This window comes from Thauera sp. 2A1 (genome assembly GCF_009469595.2).
In the GTDB taxonomy this organism is placed as follows: domain Bacteria; phylum Pseudomonadota; class Gammaproteobacteria; order Burkholderiales; family Rhodocyclaceae; genus Thauera.
On the sequence record NZ_SSXV01000002.1, the window covers coordinates 142675 to 159003 of the forward strand.

Genomic DNA, 16329 nt, shown 5'->3' on the forward strand with positions numbered 1-16329 from the left:
ATGTCTCTTAACGATCCACGCTGGGGCGGCCAGGGCGACGGCAATGGCGGCCGTGGCGACGGCGATCGCCGCGACGGCAATCGTGGTAGCAACCAGGGGCCGCCCGATCTCGAGGAAATCTGGCGCGATTTCAACCAGCGCCTGTCCGGCATGTTCGGCAAGCGCCAGGGGCGCGGCTCCGGCGATGGTGGGAACGGCGGCAATGGGGGCAACGGTCCGCAATTGCCGAATTTCTCATTCAAGCAGTTCGGGGGCGGTGTTGGCGCGCTGGCGGCGCTGGTTGCTGCGATCTGGCTCGCCAGCGGCTTCTACACCGTCGATGCGAACCAGCGCGGCGTGGTGCTGCGGCTGGGCAAGTTCGTCGAGACCACCGAGCCCGGCCTGCGCTGGCGCCTGCCTTATCCCTTCGAATCGCATGAGATCGTCGACCTGACGGGCGTGCGCACCGTCGAGGTGGGCTACCGCGGTTCCGAGCGCAACAAGGTGCTGCGCGAATCGCTGATGCTGACGGATGACGAGAACATCATCAACATCCAGTTCGCCGTGCAGTACGTCTTGAACAGCCCGGAGAGCTACGTCTTCAACAACCGCTTCCCCGACGAGTCAGTGGCTCAGGCGGCCGAAACCGCCATGCGCGAGATCGTGGGCAAGAGCAAGATGGACTTCGTCCTGTACGAAGGCCGCGAGGAAATCGCCACCACCGCGCTCGAGCTGATGCAGCGCATCCTCGACCGCTACCAGACCGGCATCCAGATCAGCCGCGTCACCATGCAGAATGCGCAACCGCCGGAACAGGTCCAGGCGTCGTTCGACGATGCGGTGAAGGCGGGGCAGGACCGCGAACGGCAGAAGAACGAAGGCGAGGCCTACGCCAACGACGTGATCCCGCGCGCGCGCGGCACCGCCTCGCGCCTGATCGAGGAAGCCAACGCTTACAGCGCACGTGTCGTCGCCAACGCGGAAGGTGATGCGAGCCGCTTCAACCAGGTGCTGACCGAGTATCGCCGCGCGCCGGACGTCACCCGCGAGCGCATGTACATCGAGACCATGCAGCAGGTACTGACGAACACGTCCAAGGTCATGATCGATGCCAAGAGCAACGGCAACCTGTTGTTCCTGCCGCTCGACAAGTTGATCAAATCGACCTCTGCACAGTCCTCGGCGGCGTCGGCTCCGGCCGGTCCCCAGTCGGTGCAGGAAAACGCGCCGCAGGCCGCGAAGACCAATCCGCCGTCGGCGGCAAGCGATCCGCGTAGCCGCGAGTTGCTGCGCAATCGTGACCGGGGAGAGCGCTGATGCGTGACCGCATGTCCCTTATCGGTGGCGGCCTGCTGCTGTTGATCGCCCTGGCGTCCATGTCGCTGTTCACCGTGGATCAGCGCCAGTACGCCATCGTCTTCCAGCTTGGCCAGGTGAAGGAAGTCATCGACAAGCCCGGCCTGAACGTCAAGCTGCCGATGATCCAGAACGTCCGCTACTTCGACAAGCGCATCCTGACGATGGATACGCCGGAGCCGGAGCGCTTCATCACCTCGGAGAAGAAGAACGTGCTGGTCGACCACTTCGTGAAGTGGCGCATCGTCGACCCGCGCCTGTATTACGAGTCGGTGGCCGGCGACGAGGCGCGCTCGCGAACCCGCCTCACGCAGACGGTCAACGCCGGCCTGCGCGAGGAGTTCGGCAAGCGCACGGTGCACGACGTCGTCTCCGGTGCTCGCGACCAGATCATGGAAGACATGCGCGTCAAGGCAGACCTGGACGCGCGCAAGATCGGCGTGCAGATCATCGACGTGCGGCTGAAGCGGGTCGATCTGCCGACCGAAGTGTCCGAATCCGTCTATCGCCGCATGGAAGCCGAGCGCAAGCGCGTGGCCAACGAGTTGCGCTCCCAGGGCGCCGCCGAGGCCGAGCGCATTCGTGCCGACGCCGATCGCCAGCGCGAGATCATCATCGCCGAGGCGTACCGCTCGGCGCAGAAGGTCAAGGGCGAGGGCGATGCGAAGGCGACCGCGATCTATGCCGACGCCTTTGGCCAGAGTCCTGATTTCTATTCCTTCTATCGCAGTCTCGAGGCCTATCGCGCCAGCTTCGCCGGCAAGGATGACGTGCTGGTGGTCGACCCGGGTTCGGATTTCTTCCGCTACATGAAGGGCCCGCAGGGCGCGAAGAAGAATTGATCCGCCGGAATTGAGCCCGCATGGGCGCCTCGCTCCTGACCGCCTTCGCGCTGATGCTGATCATCGAAGGCATCCTTCCCTTCGTCGCGCCAGCCGCCTGGCGAGAGACCTTCTTGCGCCTCGCCACCATGGGTGATGGTCAGATCCGCTTTGTCGGACTGACCTCGATGCTCGCCGGCGTCGTGCTCCTGTTCATCTTTCACTGACGCCACTCATGCGCTGGGTATTGCCCGACCACATTCAGGACGCGCTGCCGTCCGAAGCCGAGCAGCTCGAAGGGCTGCGCCGCCGCTTGCTGGACGCATTCCGCGTCCGCGGCTATCAGCTCGTCATGCCGCCGCTGCTCGAGTACCTCGACTCGCTCACCACCGGCGCCGGCCAGGACCTGTCGTTGCGCACCTTCAAGCTCGTCGACCAGCTCTCGGGGCGCACCATGGGCGTGCGCGCCGACATGACGCCGCAGGTCACGCGCATCGACGCGCATCTGCTCAATCGCCGCGGCGTGTCGAGGCTGTGCTACTGCGGCAGCGTGCTGCAGACCCTGCCGGCCACGCTGACCGCGACGCGCGAGCCGTTGCAGCTTGGCGCCGAGCTGTACGGCCATGCCGGCATCGAGGCCGACATCGAGATCCTGCGCCTGCTCGCCGATGTGATGCGGCTGGCCGAAGTGCCGGCAACGCGCATCGACATCGGCCACGTCGGGATCTTCCATGCGTTGGCCGGCAAGGCCGGGCTGCTGCCGCATCGCGAGGAGGAGATCTTCGATCTGCTGCAAGCGAAGGATCTGCCCGAACTGCGCCTGCGCCTTGCCGACGTCGCCGAGCCGGTGCGCAGTGCGCTGCTGGCGCTGCCCGAACTCTACGGCGGGCCCGACGTGCTGGAGCGTGCCGCGGCGCGGCTGCCGCGCGATCCGGAGATCGTCGCTGCGCTGGAGGAACTGCGCGTGCTGGCGCGGGCGCTGGGTGATCTGCCGATCAGTTTCGATCTGGCCGACCTGCGTGGCTATCACTATCACAGCGGCGTCGTGTTCGCAGCGTACGGCGGCGGCTCGCCGGCGGCACTTGCGCTGGGCGGCCGCTACGACCGCGTCGGTGCGGCTTTCGGCCGAGCGCGCCCGGCGACCGGTTTCAGCCTCGATTTGCGCGAGTTGGTCTGGCGCCTGCCGCGGAGCCAATCCACGGGCGGGATCCTGGCGCCGCTGGCCGATGATGCGGCGCTGCAGTCCCGGGTTGCGGAGCTGCGCGCGGACGGCGAAGTCGTCGTTACCGCGCTGCCCGGCCATGATGGAACATGGAACGAAGCCGGCTGCGACCGGCAGCTTGTGTTGCGCGACGGCCGATGGACGGTCGAGCCGCTAAAGGGAGATTGAGTCAATGTCAAAGAACGTCGTGGTCGTCGGCACCCAGTGGGGCGACGAGGGTAAGGGCAAGATCGTCGATTGGCTGACCGATCACGCCAGGGGCGTGGTGCGCTTCCAGGGCGGGCACAACGCCGGCCACACGCTGGTCGTCGGCCAGACCGAATACAAGCTGAATCTGGTGCCGTCGGGCATCGTGCGTGAGGGTGTGGCCTGCTTCATTGGCAACGGCGTGGTGCTCGATGCGCACCACCTGCTCGCCGAGATCCGCACCCTGGAAGCCGGCGGCATCAAGGTGCGCGATCGCCTGCGCGTCAGCCCGGGCTGCCCGCTGATCCTCGGCTACCACAGCGCGCTCGACCGCGCGCGCGAGGACGTCAAGGCCGCCTGCGACAAGATCGGCACCACCGGCAAGGGCATCGGCCCGACCTACGAGGACAAGGTTGCGCGCCGCGCGCTGCGAGTGTACGACCTGCTCGATCGCGAGCGTTTCGCGGAAAAGCTGAAGGCGAATCTCGAATACCACAACTTCGTGCTGACGCAGCACCTGGGTGCCGAGCCGGTGGAATTTCAGCCGGTGTTCGACCAGGCGATGGCCGATGCCGAGGAGCTGCTGCCGATGGTGGCCGACGTGTCGGCCGAGCTGTATGCGATCAACAAGTCCGGTGGTTCGCTGCTGTTCGAAGGCGCGCAGGGCACGCTGCTGGACATTGACCACGGCACCTATCCCTTCGTCACCTCGAGCAACTGCGTTGCGGGCCAGGCAGCGGCGGGTTCGGGCGTTGGGCCGGGGCGCCTGCACTACGTGCTCGGCATCACCAAGGCCTACTGCACCCGTGTGGGTGGCGGTCCCTTCCCGACCGAGCTCGACATCGAGAGCAAGGGTACGCCTGGCGAGCAGATGTCGACCAAGGGGCGCGAGTTCGGCACCGTCACCGGGCGCAAGCGCCGCTGCGGCTGGCTCGACCTCGCCGCGCTCAAGCGCTCGATCATCATCAACGGCGTCACCGGTCTGTGCATCACCAAGCTCGACGTGCTCGACGGCATCGAGGAGCTGCAGCTCTGCACCGGCTACATGCTCAACGGCAAGCGCATCGACCTGCTGCCGATGGGCTCGGAAGAAGTCACCGCGTGCGAGCCGATCTACGAGACGATGCCGGGCTGGAGCGGCACGACGTTCGGCGCGCAGAGCTGGGACGCGCTGCCGCCCGAGGCGCGCGCCTACCTGCACCGCATCGAGGAGATCTGCGAGATTCCGATCGACGTCATCTCGACCGGTCCGGAGCGCGACGAGACCATCCTGCGTCGTCATCCGTTCGGCGTCTGAACGGCATCATCGATCGAGCGCATCACGGGCAGGCAGCAGGGCGCGGCGCGGTGGCTGTTGCATCGCGCCGCAAGCTGCGCCGGTCTGCTCCAGGCCGGAGATCGAGTCGCTGCGGCGACGGGATGCGCAAGATCGCAATCATCGACTCCAACGGAGTGCCCGTCGGGTCGGTAAACGAAAAAAGCCGGCTGATCGCCGGCTTTTCCCTGAAACTGGTGCCCAGAAGAGGACTCGAACCTCCACGCCTCGCAGCGCTAGTACCTGAAACTAGTGCGTCTACCAATTCCGCCATCTGGGCAGGGACGCGCATAATAGCAAAGGCGTTTGCGGGTGGAAAGGGGTTTTTGAGCTCAGATTCGCGACGCCCCGGCGCTGCATCAGCGGACAAATCCGGATCAAGCTCCTCCGGGCAATGGAAACAAAAAAGCCGCTCCGAAGAGCGGCTTTCCTGTGAAACTGGTGCCCAGAAGAGGACTCGAACCTCCACGCCTCGCGGCGCTAGTACCTGAAACTAGTGCGTCTACCAATTCCGCCATCTGGGCAAGAGCCGCGCATTATAAGCACAAACAGAAGAATGTCAATGAATCACAAAAAAAGAACCAAAGAAACTTCCGCAGCAGGCAAACCGTCGGCGGGCCATGGTACAGCGAAGGCTGCAAGGCCGCGGCTGAGCGGCACGCGCCTTGCAGATCCGCATTTCGAGCGTGAGTCGCAGAAATACGAGCAGCCCCTCCCAAGCCGCGAATACGTCCTGGATATCCTTGCCGACCGCGGCGTGCCGATGCCATTCCCCGCGCTGGCCGAGGCGCTGGACATCCAGCCTCACGAGCTGGAGCACTTCGACCGCAGGCTGCGCGCGATGGAGCGCGACGGGCAGCTCATCCGCAACCGTCGCGACGCCTACCTGCTGCCCGACAAGGCCGACCTCATCAAGGGCCGCGTCGAGGGCCACCCCGACGGCTTCGGCTTCCTGCGCCGCGACGACGGTGGACCCGACATCTTCATCGGCGCCCGCGACATGCGCGAAGTGCTGCACGGCGACCGCGCCATCGTGCGCATCTCGGGCGTCGATCGCCGCGGCCGGCCGGAAGGCCGCATCGTCGAGGTGCTCGAGCGCGCCAACAAGCGCGTCGTCGGCCGCGTGCTGAACGAGCATGGCGTGATGATCGTGGTGCCGGAAAACCGGCGCCTGGCGCAGGACATCCTGATCGCGCCGGGCGGCAAGAAGCCGCAGGCCGGGCAGGTGGTCACCGTCGAGTTGGTCGAGCAGCCGACCAAGTACGCCCAGCCGATCGGACGCATCGTCGAGGTGCTCGGCAACTATGCCGACCCCGGCATGGAGATCGAGATCGCGCTGCGCAAGCACGACCTGCCGTTCGATTTTTCCTCCGAGGCCAAGGCCGAGACGCGCAAGCTGCCGCTGAAGGTGCGCAAGAAGGACTGGGTCGACCGCGAGGACCTGACCGCGCTGCCGCTGGTCACCATCGACGGCGAGACGGCGAAGGACTTCGACGACGCGGTGTATTGCGAGCGCCAGGGCCGCGGTTACCGCCTGGTGGTGGCCATCGCCGACGTGTCGCACTATGTGGCCGCCGGCGGGGCGCTGGACCAGGACGCCTACGACCGCGGCAACTCGGTGTACTTCCCGCGGCGGGTGATCCCGATGCTGCCGGAGAAGCTCTCCAACGGCCTGTGCTCGCTGAATCCGCAGGTCGAGCGCCTGGCCATGGTGGCCGACATGAGCATCTCCATGACGGGCGACATCAAGGCCTACCGCTTCTATCCGGCAGTGATCTGGTCTCATGCGCGGCTGACCTACACCAAGGTGGCGGCGGCGCTGTACCAGCAGGACGCCGCCGCGCGCGAGGAACTCGCCGCGCTGCTGCCCCACCTGGAGAACCTCGACAAGCTGTTCCGCGTGCTGCTCAAGGCGCGCGCCAAGCGTGGCGCGATCGACTTCGAGACCACCGAGACGCGCATGATCTTCGACGACAACGGCAAGATCGCGCAGATCGTGCCGGAAGTGCGCAACGACGCGCACCGGCTGATCGAGGAGTGCATGCTCGCCGCCAACGTGTGCGCCTCCGACTTCCTCGCCAAGCGCGAACATCCGGCGCTGTACCGTATCCATGACGCGCCCTCCGAGGACAAGCTCGCCAAGCTGCGTGAATTTCTCGCCGAGTTCGGCCTTGGCCTGGGTGGCGGCGACGAGCCGCGGGCATCGGACTACGCCAAGCTGCTCGAGAAGGTGAAGGACCGCCCCGACGCGCAACTGCTGCAGACGGTGATGCTGCGCTCGCTCAAGCAGGCGATGTACAGCCCGGACAACGTCGGCCACTTCGGGCTGGCCTACGAGGCCTATACGCATTTCACCTCGCCGATCCGCCGCTATCCTGACTTGCTGGTGCATCGCGGCATCAAGGCCGCGCTGGCAGGCGAGCAGTACCGTCCGGGCAACTGGGACGACATCGGCCTGCACTGCTCGATGACCGAGCGCCGCGCCGACGATGCCACGCGCGACGTCGTCGCCTTCCTCAAGTGCTATTTCATGCAGGACCGTGTCGGCGAGGAATTCACCGGCAGCGTGTCGGCGGTGGTGCCGTTCGGCCTCTTCGTCGCGCTCGACGACATCTTCATCGAAGGCCTGCTGCACATCTCCGATCTCGGCAGCGACTACTTCCACTACGACGAGACCCGGCATGCCATGCTGGGCGAGCGCACCGGCAAGCAGTTCCGCCTGTCGGACCGGCTGAAGGTGCAACTGGTGCGGGTGGACATGGAGACCAACAAAATCGACTTCCGCCTGGTCGAGGGCCCCTTGCCGGCCGCGCGGCCGGCACAACCCGCGCAGATCGAATCTGCCACGCCGGCCGAGCCGGCGACCAGGGCGAGCACGCGCGGACGCAAGAAGGCCGCTGCGCCGGCGCCCGAGGCCGCCGTTCAGCCGACCGAAAAGCCTGCCCCGTCGCGGCGCAAGTCCGCGGCGCGCGCCGAGCCGGTAGAATCGCGCACCTCCACGCCGGCGGCGCGTTCCGCCGGCAAGAAACCGGCAAAGGATTCCCGACGTGGCTAAGACTCCCGAACACGCTCCGTCCACCGCTCACACCGGCGGCTCACGCCTGATCTACGGCTTTCACGCGGTGTCGGCCAAGCTGCGTCAGGCGCCGGAATCGGTGTTCGAGGTCTACCTGTCCGGCGACCGCAAGGACGTGCGGGTGAGGAAGTTCGTCGCGCTGGCCGAGGCGGCCGGCGTGCGCCTGACGGCCAGCGAAGGCGAGCGGCTCGACGCCATGGTCGGCACCCGCCGCCACCAGGGCGTGGTGGCCCGGGTGGATGCGACGCGGCGCGAACTCAAGCTTGCCGACGTGCTCGACAGCCTGGACGAAAACGCGCTGATCCTCGTGCTCGACGGCGTTCAGGATCCGCACAACCTCGGCGCCTGCCTGCGCGTCGCCGACGCTGCCGGCGCGCATGCGGTGGTGGCGCCCAAGGACCGTGCGGTCGGCCTCAACGCCACCGCGATGAAGGTCGCCAGCGGCGCGGCGGATACCGTGCCCTACGTCACCGTCACCAACCTGGCGCGTGCGCTGCGCGAGATGCAGGATGCCGGCATCTGGGTGGTGGGCGCGGCCGGCGAGGCGGAGAAATCCGTCTACGACATCGACCAGAAGGTGCCCATCGCCTGGGTGCTCGGCGCCGAAGGCGACGGCCTGCGCCGGCTCACCCGTGAAACCTGCGACGAGCTGGCACAGATCCCGATGCATGGCACGGTCGAGAGCCTCAACGTGTCGGTAGCGAGCGGCATCTGCCTGTTCGAGGCGCGCCGCCAGCGCCGCTGAAGTTTCCTCCGCCGGTGCGCAGCGCGATGCGGCGCACTTCAGTCGGCTGCCAGAAGCGTCGATGCGCCGTGTTGACCCGTGTCAACGGGCGCGCGCGAGCTGGCGAGAATCATGATTTTCGCCAGCTCGCGTTCCTTCCTTCCTCGATGCGCAAACCCCGATTGCGCTGATCCCGCCGTGCCTCCCCGAGCGGAAGATGAGTCCGAACCGGCCACCCGGGCGGTTCATCTTCAACCGCAACCAGGAGACTCATCATGCAGTGGATCGACCCCGCCTATTGCGACATCCGCCTCGGCTTCGAGGTGACCGCCTACGTGTACGTGCGCTGAGGCGCACAGGCCCGGCGCTCCGCACCGGGCCTGTGCGCGGTGCGCGCCGCGCCGCCCGCCTCGGCACCTCCTCGTGCAAGCGGACCGGATGCCCGCATGACCGACATCACCGCCCCAAGCCCGCCCGCCGCCGGCGAGCGCTACGTGCTCAACCCGATGTACCTGTTCCGCTGGGAGCCGACGCAGGACGCGCATGTCCTGCTCTACCCGGAAGGCATCGTCAAGCTCAACCAGACCGCCGGCGACATCATCGCGCGCTGCGACGGTCGTCGCACTGTCGCCGACCTGGTCGGCGAACTGCAGCAGCGCTATCCCGGCGACGACGAACGCGTCGCGGAAGGCGTCTACAAATTCCTGGAGGTGTTCCGTGCCAAAGGATGGATCCGTCGTCAGGCTTGACGGGCAGGGCAAGCCGCTGTGGCTGGTGCTCGAGCTGACCTACCGCTGCCCGCTGAAGTGCCCGTGGTGCAGCAACCCGGTCGATTACGCGCGTGACGGCGAGGCTGAACTCTCCACCGCGGAATGGAAGCGGGTGATGCGCGAAGGCCGCGAGCTGGGCGCGCTGCAGCTCGGCTTCACCGGCGGCGAACCCTTGCTGCGCGACGACCTGGAAGAGCTCGTCGCCGACGCCAGCGCGCTGGGCTACTACACCAACCTGATCACCTCGGGCGTCGGGCTCACCGAGAACCGCCTGCGCGCGCTGAAGGCCGCCGGGCTGAACCAGATCCAGCTCTCGCTGCAGTCGAGCGATCGCGAACTCACCGACACCCTGGTCGGCGCGCGCGCCTTCGACCTCAAGCTGAAGGTCGCGCACCAGATCAAGGCGCAGGGTTTTCCGATGGTGCTCAACGTGCCGGTGTTCCGCCAGAACATCGGCCAGGTCGCCGACATCCTGGCGCTGGCCGAGGACATCGGCGTGGATTATCTCGAGTTCGCCAACATCCAGTACTACAACTGGGCGATGGTCAATCGCGACGAGCTGCTGCCGACGCGCGAGCAGATCGACGCCGCCGAGCGCGAGGTGCGAGCCGCACGCGAGCGCCTTGGCGAGCGCATGACGATCTACTTCGTCATCCCCGACTACTATGAAGGCCGGCCCAAGGCGTGCATGAACGGCTGGGGTTCGATCCACCTGACGATCGCACCCGACGGCGCCGCCATGCCCTGCCAGGAGGCGCGCATCATCCAGGGGCTGGAGTTCCCCTCCGTGCGCGACAAGAGCCTGGCCTGGCTGTGGAACGAATCGCCCACGTTCGAGAAGTTCCGCGGCGACGCGTGGATGAGCCCGACCTGCCGCAGTTGCGACGAGAAGGAGAAGGATTTCGGCGGATGCCGCTGCCAGGCTTTCCTGATGACCGGCGACGCGGCGAACACCGATCCCGCCTGCTCGCGCTCGCCGCACCACCACCTGATCGGCGAGGCGATCGCGAGGGCGCACGCTCCGGGGCGCAAGGTGCAGCCACTGGTGATGCGCAACGACGGCAACTCGCGTCGGCTGGCCCAGGGCGGCCATGGTGGCAAGGGTGGCAGCGGCGGCGGGACGGGTTGCGGCAGCGGCAATGCGCGCGTGGAGGTCGATCATGTCTGACGCCCTGCTGCGCCTGTTCGACTCCTCGGCCTTCACCGTCGCCCTCGGCCTGGCGCTGACCGCGGCGCTGGCGCTGATGCTGCGCCTGCTGTCCTGAGGAGCTCCGCCATGGATCTCCTGCTCGAAGTGGCGGCGCGCTGGCTGCACTTCCTCGGCGCGCTGGTCTGGGTGGGCCACAATTACGCCACCGCCGTCACCCGCTCGCGCTATGTGGCGCTGACCGCGGACGACCTGTCCGATCCCGACAGCCCGCGCCAGCGCGCCCTGATGCAGCGCGAGCACGGCACTTTCCGCTACGCCTCGCTGGTCGTGCTCGGCAGCGGCCTGGCGATCCTGTGGGAGCGCGGCTGGCTGGGTAGCGCGCTCACCCTGCAGGGCAGCCTGGCACCGCTCGGCCTCGGCATCTGGCTGGCGGTGGTCATGGTCTGCAACCTGTGGTTCGTGCTGTGGCCACACCAGAAGCGGGTGCTCGGCTTCGTGCCGGCGCCGCTGGACGAGCGCCTGCGCTGCTCGCGCGTCACCTTCCTGTCGGCACGGGTGAACACCATGCTGTCGATCCCGGTGCTGTTCTTCATGGGGGCCGGCGCGCATGGCCTCGCACTGTTTTCCTGAAGCCTTCGCTGCCTGGCGGGCGCTGCCGGGCTACAGCTTCTCGGCGGCGGCCGGCCCGCTGCCGGTGCGTGTGGCGCGAGAGGTCGCGGCTGCGTGCCGGCCCGGGCCGGGGTCCGTCCTCAGCCTGCCGTTCACCTCCGCCGTCTACCGCACCCTGCAGGCGGAAACTGAAGCCTGCCTGCGGCGCCTGCTCGCCATTCCGGACGATTTCGCGGTGCTGTTCATGGCAGGCGGCGCCAGCGCGCAGTTCGCGCTGCTGCCGATGAACCTGCTGGGCAAGGGCGACGAGACCTTGACGGCGCGCGCCCTGTACATCGACAGCGGCCACTGGTCGCGGCGCGCCATCGCCGAAGCGCGGCGCTACGGCGAGGTGGCGGTCGTCGGCATTGACGCTCGCCGCTGTCCTCGCGGCGAGGTCGAGGCGGGTGACCAGCCCGGGCGGGCTCGCCTGGTGCCGGCCGGCGACGGCTCCCCGCGCCTGCGCATCGAGTTGCCGGCCGGCCGCTACGCCTATGCACACTTCACCAGCAACGAGACGGCCGACGGCCTGCGCTTCGCGGCCTTGCCCGAGGTCGCGCTGCCGCTGGCGGCGGACATGACCTCCGACCTGCTGACGCGGCCGCTGGACTGGGCGCGCGTGGGCGTGGTCTACGCCGGCCTGCAGAAGACCGCCGGCACGCCCGGCCTCGTGCTGGTGATCGTGCGGCGCACCTTGCTGGGCTGCACGCCGCGGGTGTTCGATTATGCGGCGCTGGCGGCGGCCGATTCGCGCCTGTGTACGCCGCCGGTGCTGCCGGTCTTCGTCGCGCACCGCATGCTGCACTGGATCGAGGACGAAGGCGGGGTGCCGGCGATGGCGGCGCGCCTGGCCCGGCGCCATGCGCTGCTGCAGGCAGCGCTCGACGACGGCAATGCCCATGGCGGCGAGTATCGACAGCCCGTCGCGCGGCCCTGGCGTTCGGCGGTCAATCCCTGCTTCCATCTGGCCGACGCTGCGGACACCGAGGCCTTCGTCACGGCGGCCGAGGCGGCTGGCCTGCGCGACCTGCGCGGCCATCCCGAGGTGGGGGGCGTGCGCGTCAGCCTCTATCACGGCGTGTCGGATGCGGCGGTGGAGGCACTGGCCGATTTCATCGTCGCTCACGCACGCCGGCAGGCAGCGACCCGGGCGCGGAGCCTCGCGCGGGCGGGGGCATGATCGGACCTTTGAGCCGCACGGCCTTGCGCAGCCGTTGGGCGGTGCAGCGGCTGGCGAGGGCTGCCGATGAGCTGCAGGCGCCTGACGTTGTTGCCTGCCGCCGGCATGGCGATGGAGTCGTGGCAGGCAGGGATGTTCCGCTGCGGGTGATGGGACTCGAGTTCGGTTCGCCGCTGATCCTTGCTGCCGGCCTCGACCGTCACGGCCACCTGCTGCGCAGCGGCGCGGCGCTCGGCCTGGGCGCGGTCGAGACGGGCAGCCAGTGGACGACATCCCCCCAGCCGCTGTCCCTGCATCTGGTGGCGCACCCGCGCAAGCGTGGGGAAGCCCGTCGCCCGCTTCTCGCCGGCGGAAGCGGGTCGGCCGCGCTCCACGGCCTCAGCCTGGCGAAGCCGCCTGCGCTCGACTGGGGCGAGGCCGGGGAGGCGTTCTGGCGCGCGGTCCGCGCATGGCACCGCGGCGCGGACTATGTGGTGCTCAATCCCGGGCGGGGATGTCCCTCCGCAGCGCGATTCGCCGACCTCGTCGCGGCGCTGGCTGCCCGCTGCGCACGCCTCGTCCGCGCGGGAAGGCTGGCGCTGGTGGTGAAGCTGCCGGCGACGTGGATCGAGCCCGCCGGACGGGCCGCGCTGGCGTGCCGCTTCGTGGCCGCCGGCGCGGACGGGCTGCTCGTGTCGGCGGAAGGCGCGGCTGCGGGCGCCTGCCGACGGCTGGCCGAAGTGCGCGAAGCGGTGGGACCCGCAATCGGTCTCATCAGCGTCGGCGGCATCGATTCCGTCCGCGAGGCGCGTGCGCGCCTGCAGGCCGGCGCAAACCTGATCCAGTTGCATCGCGCCGCCTTGCGTGGCGGACCGCGTGGCCCTGACCTGCTGGCGCGCATCGCCGCCCTGCGCAGCCAAGGCTGAGTGCGCATTGCGCCTGGCGGGCACCGCGCCCCGGAGCGCCTGCCCGCGACTCCTGCGGGCGTGCTTGCATGGCTCTTGCTTGCACGATCATCGCGGTGCCATCCGCCGCGTATTCTCGCCACAGCAGGCAGGACTGAATGAAATCGGCGATCACCTTCCTGATCGCAGCGAGACGCTGCGAAATTCGCGACCTCGAGCAGCTCGCGATGAATTGCGACCTGGTCCAGGCGCTGGGTGAACTCGTTCATCGGCTGCAGGGCGAGCGCGGGACCGCCAGCCTGCATCTCGCGTCGCCGGACGGTCGCTTCGAGGCGCAGTGGGCCGGTCACATGGCCGCGACGCAGGTGGCTGAAGCGGCGGTGTGCCATCTCCTCGACGGGCTCGCACCGGATGCCGGTCCGGCCTCGGGCGGCGGTGCGCGATTGTTCACCCGCATCGCCATGGTGTTGCACGCGCTGGACGGCCTGCCGGAGCTACGGGCGCAGGTCGGCGCGCGGCAGTGCGGTGCCGCGGAGGCGACGCAGCGTTATACCCGCGTCGTGTCTGCCCTGCTGGCGCTGGTCTTCGAGGCGGCCGACATTGCCGTCGATCCGGCCGTATCGCGGCTGCTGGTGTCGATGTTCAACCTGATGCAGGGCAAGGAGTTCGCCGGGCAGGAACGGGCCGCCGGTGCGGTGGCCTTCGCGACCGGGCGCATGGATGCAGGGTCTGCGCAGGCTGTGGCAGGCTTGATCGAGGCGCAGGAGCAGTGCCTGCGCCGGTTCGAGGAATTCAGCACCGCCACCTGCCTGCGCCAGTGGCGCGCGCTCGAGGCGGTGATGCCGCTGACCGAGCTCGAGCGCTTCCGCCGCAGGCTGATGTCTTTCTTGTCGGGCGCCGAGCTGGACGGCGCCATGGCTGACGACTGGTTCGCCTGCTGTACGCAGCGGCTGGACCTGATCCACCGCGCCGAGGGACACCTGGCGCAGGATCTCAAGGAAGAATGCGCGCGCCGCATGGCCGCCGTGCGCGCGGAACTGGACGATCAGCAGGGGCTGCTCGTCACGCTGTCGGCGGTCGCCGCGGAAATGCCGGGCTTGCCGCGCGCGGTAGCCGACGCCGGTGGCCAGGTCGGTGGTGCGCCGGGCAGCGAGCCCGGCAGTGGCGGGGCGGCCGGGGCAGTGGCGGCGCAAGCCCTGGGGCCGCGCCTGACCCGATCGATCGTCGACACCCTGCAGATGCAGTCGCGTCGACTGCAGCAGGTGAGCGACGAGCTGACCGCGGTGCGTGCCGCGCTGGACGAGCGCAAGTTCGTCGAGCGCGCCAAGGGGCTGCTGATGGCGCATCACGGCGTCGGCGAGGACGAGGCCTACCGCCTGCTGCGGCAGACGGCGATGAACCAGGGACGCCGCCTCGTCGATGTCGCACGCGCACTGCTGGACATGTCCGATCTGCTGCCGCCCAAGACGTGAGCGGGGCAGGCGTCAGCCGCGCGTCGGCACGGCTTGCCGCGCCCCAGTCCTGTGCAAGGCCGGAGCCTGGCCGCACTGCTGCGGTGCGATGCGCAGCCCCGATGTCGCCGCATCGGCCTCCTGGGCGCGGATCGGCCACTCCCGGCGAGCTGGCACGGATGGTGCCTTGATCCGCGTCGAGACGGGCCAAGGGCGGCCCGGCTGCAGGCGGGCGCAGGCCCGGCCACACATCGCTGCAGTGGACAACGGCGTCCATCCCACCCCGGCAGGCCTGGCCTGCGGGCAAGGATGGACGCCGTTTTCACTTCCTGCGAATGGTGACATCCGAATGGTGACATCCGAATGGTGACATCCGCACCGCCGCCTGCCGCGACGGAGGCGTTGAGAGAGGAGACGGCAACATGAGGAAGATCGTGCGCATCGACAACGTCGGCCAGACCTTCGACACGAAGAACGGCACCCTGGCGGCGCTGCGCGACATCACGCTCGACATCGAGGAGGGCGAATGCATCGGCCTGGTCGGTGCGGCGGGCAGCGGCAAGTCGGCGTTGCTCGCTTTGATCGCCGGCCTGGCCCGGCCCACGAGCGGCGTGATCCTGTGCAATGACCGTGCGGTCGCCGGCCCCGGCCCCGATCGCGCGCTGGTGTTCCAGAACCATGCCCTGCTGCCCTGGCTGACCTGCTTCGACAACGTCTATCTGGCGGTCGAGCGCGTCTTCGGCAGCCGCGAGGGCAAGGCCAGGCTCAAGCAGCGCACGCATGACGCGCTGGCCCAGGTCGGCCTCACCCATGCCGAGATCCGATTTCCGCACGAGATCTCGGCGGGCATGAAGCAACGCGTCGGCCTGGCACGCGCCTTGTCGATGCAGCCGCGCATCCTGTTGCTGGACGACCCGTTCGCCGCCCTCGACGGCCTCACTCGCGCCAACCTGCAGGAAGAACTGATGCGGATTCGCGCCACGACCGGCACCACCATGGTGATCGCAACGCATGACGCCGACGAGGCGGTGCTGCTGAGCGACCGCGTCATGATGCTGAGCCGGGGCCCGGGGGCCAGCGTGCATGCGGTGCTCGAGCTGAACCGGGCGCATCCGCGCGATCGCCTCCTGCTTGCGCAGGACATCCAGTGCGCCGAGCTGCGCGCGCGGATCGCGGCCTTCCTCGAGGGCGGGGCCTTGCGTCACGCCGCCTGAACGCCGACCGTGCCCCCGCCGGGCAGCCGGCCGCAGTGGCGGCCCGCTGCCCGGTTTGCTTTTCTGCAACGCAGCGACGGAGCCGCCGGGGTCTGCAATGTTGTGGTGCAGCATGCCGAGGGATGCACCAGAGGAGTGCCCCGGGCGGCGCCCGATGCTGCTGCCGTGTCCCGGATTAGCGGGATGTAAGGCTTTAATATCAATGACCTGTATTTATTTTTGGATTCTGGCATCGATCCTGCTTTAGATGACTCATCAGCCGGGGCAAAGACGCTTCGGCGCAGTGCTTGATGCAGAGCATGGGGACAACGGTGTCCGCCATCGAGGGGTTTCCGCGAAGCCCCGGAATGGCG

15 protein-coding genes and 2 tRNA genes are annotated in these 16329 nt (G+C 68.3%); 15 read left to right on the forward strand and 2 right to left on the reverse strand.

Translation table 11 applies throughout. The features are described from left to right. From hflK to GH664_RS02760, 5 genes are read left to right on the forward strand one after another with little or no spacing between them, the layout of a single operon-like run. The gene (gene hflK, locus GH664_RS02740) at positions 1 to 1296 is read left to right on the forward strand and encodes an FtsH protease activity modulator HflK (protein WP_153166617.1); all 1296 of its coding nucleotides are present in this window, start codon (positions 1 to 3) and stop codon (positions 1294 to 1296) included. Then, positions 1296 to 2177 (forward strand): protease modulator HflC, encoded by an 882-nt coding sequence (hflC, locus tag GH664_RS02745; RefSeq protein WP_153166618.1) that lies wholly within the window; start codon positions 1296 to 1298, stop codon positions 2175 to 2177. The genes hflK and hflC overlap by 1 nt, the downstream gene beginning before the upstream one ends. 20 nt (positions 2178 to 2197) lie before the next feature. Next, positions 2198 to 2383, forward strand: a complete 186-nt coding sequence (locus tag GH664_RS02750) for a DUF2065 domain-containing protein (protein WP_153166619.1) — start codon at positions 2198 to 2200, stop codon at positions 2381 to 2383. Further along, positions 2380 to 3546, forward strand: coding sequence for an ATP phosphoribosyltransferase regulatory subunit (locus GH664_RS02755; RefSeq protein WP_368857348.1), 1167 nt, complete (start codon positions 2380 to 2382; stop codon positions 3544 to 3546). The genes GH664_RS02750 and GH664_RS02755 overlap by 4 nt, the downstream gene beginning before the upstream one ends. Before the next feature lie 4 nt (positions 3547 to 3550). Further along, positions 3551 to 4861, forward strand: a complete 1311-nt coding sequence (locus tag GH664_RS02760; RefSeq protein WP_153166621.1) for an adenylosuccinate synthase — start codon at positions 3551 to 3553, stop codon at positions 4859 to 4861. Positions 4862 to 5074: 213 nt separating this feature from the next. Here GH664_RS02760 and GH664_RS02765 read toward each other — a convergent pair. Further along, positions 5075 to 5159, reverse strand: a tRNA-Leu gene (locus GH664_RS02765). A 159-nt stretch (positions 5160 to 5318) separates the two neighbouring features. After that, positions 5319 to 5403, reverse strand: a tRNA-Leu gene (locus tag GH664_RS02770). Between the two features lie 125 nt (positions 5404 to 5528). On the opposite strand from GH664_RS02770, the gene rnr reads away from it, so the two are divergent. From rnr to GH664_RS02815, 10 genes are all read left to right on the forward strand, one after another. Then, positions 5529 to 7934: a ribonuclease R gene (rnr, locus tag GH664_RS02775; RefSeq protein ID WP_228111369.1), complete on the forward strand. Its 2406-nt coding sequence runs from the start codon at positions 5529 to 5531 to the stop codon at positions 7932 to 7934. Next, positions 7927 to 8700: a 23S rRNA (guanosine(2251)-2'-O)-methyltransferase RlmB gene (rlmB, locus tag GH664_RS02780; protein ID WP_153166623.1), complete on the forward strand. Its 774-nt coding sequence runs from the start codon at positions 7927 to 7929 to the stop codon at positions 8698 to 8700. The genes rnr and rlmB overlap by 8 nt, the downstream gene beginning before the upstream one ends. A 254-nt stretch (positions 8701 to 8954) precedes the next feature. Then, positions 8955 to 9029: a pyrroloquinoline quinone precursor peptide PqqA gene (gene pqqA, locus GH664_RS23895; RefSeq protein WP_083903151.1), complete on the forward strand. Its 75-nt coding sequence runs from the start codon at positions 8955 to 8957 to the stop codon at positions 9027 to 9029. Positions 9030 to 9125: 96 nt separating this feature from the next. Beyond that, on the forward strand, positions 9126 to 9428 hold the full coding sequence (pqqD, locus tag GH664_RS02785; RefSeq protein ID WP_153166624.1) for a pyrroloquinoline quinone biosynthesis peptide chaperone PqqD: 303 nt from the start codon (positions 9126 to 9128) through the stop codon (positions 9426 to 9428). Beyond that, entirely contained in the window at positions 9397 to 10617 is a 1221-nt protein-coding gene (gene pqqE / locus GH664_RS02790; protein WP_228111351.1) for a pyrroloquinoline quinone biosynthesis protein PqqE, read from the forward strand. The genes pqqD and pqqE overlap by 32 nt, the downstream gene beginning before the upstream one ends. 108 nt (positions 10618 to 10725) lie before the next feature. Continuing rightward, entirely contained in the window at positions 10726 to 11229 is a 504-nt protein-coding gene (locus GH664_RS02795; RefSeq protein ID WP_153166625.1) for a hypothetical protein, read from the forward strand. Continuing rightward, positions 11207 to 12427 carry a 3-phosphoserine/phosphohydroxythreonine transaminase gene (gene serC, locus GH664_RS02800; RefSeq protein ID WP_153166626.1) on the forward strand — a complete coding sequence of 407 codons (1221 nt, stop codon included), beginning with the start codon at positions 11207 to 11209 and terminating at the stop codon, positions 12425 to 12427. Before GH664_RS02795 ends, serC begins: the two co-directional genes overlap by 23 nt. After that, complete coding sequence (locus tag GH664_RS02805) at positions 12424 to 13332, forward strand: dihydroorotate dehydrogenase (protein WP_153166627.1); 909 nt, start codon at positions 12424 to 12426, stop codon at positions 13330 to 13332. Before serC ends, GH664_RS02805 begins: the two co-directional genes overlap by 4 nt. Positions 13333 to 13469: 137 nt before the next feature. Beyond that, on the forward strand, positions 13470 to 14783 hold the full coding sequence (locus tag GH664_RS02810; protein WP_153166628.1) for a nitrate regulatory protein: 1314 nt from the start codon (positions 13470 to 13472) through the stop codon (positions 14781 to 14783). 401 nt (positions 14784 to 15184) lie between these two features. Next, complete coding sequence (locus GH664_RS02815) at positions 15185 to 15976, forward strand: ABC transporter ATP-binding protein (protein ID WP_153166629.1); 792 nt, start codon at positions 15185 to 15187, stop codon at positions 15974 to 15976. The last annotated feature ends 353 nt before the right edge of the window (positions 15977 to 16329 follow it).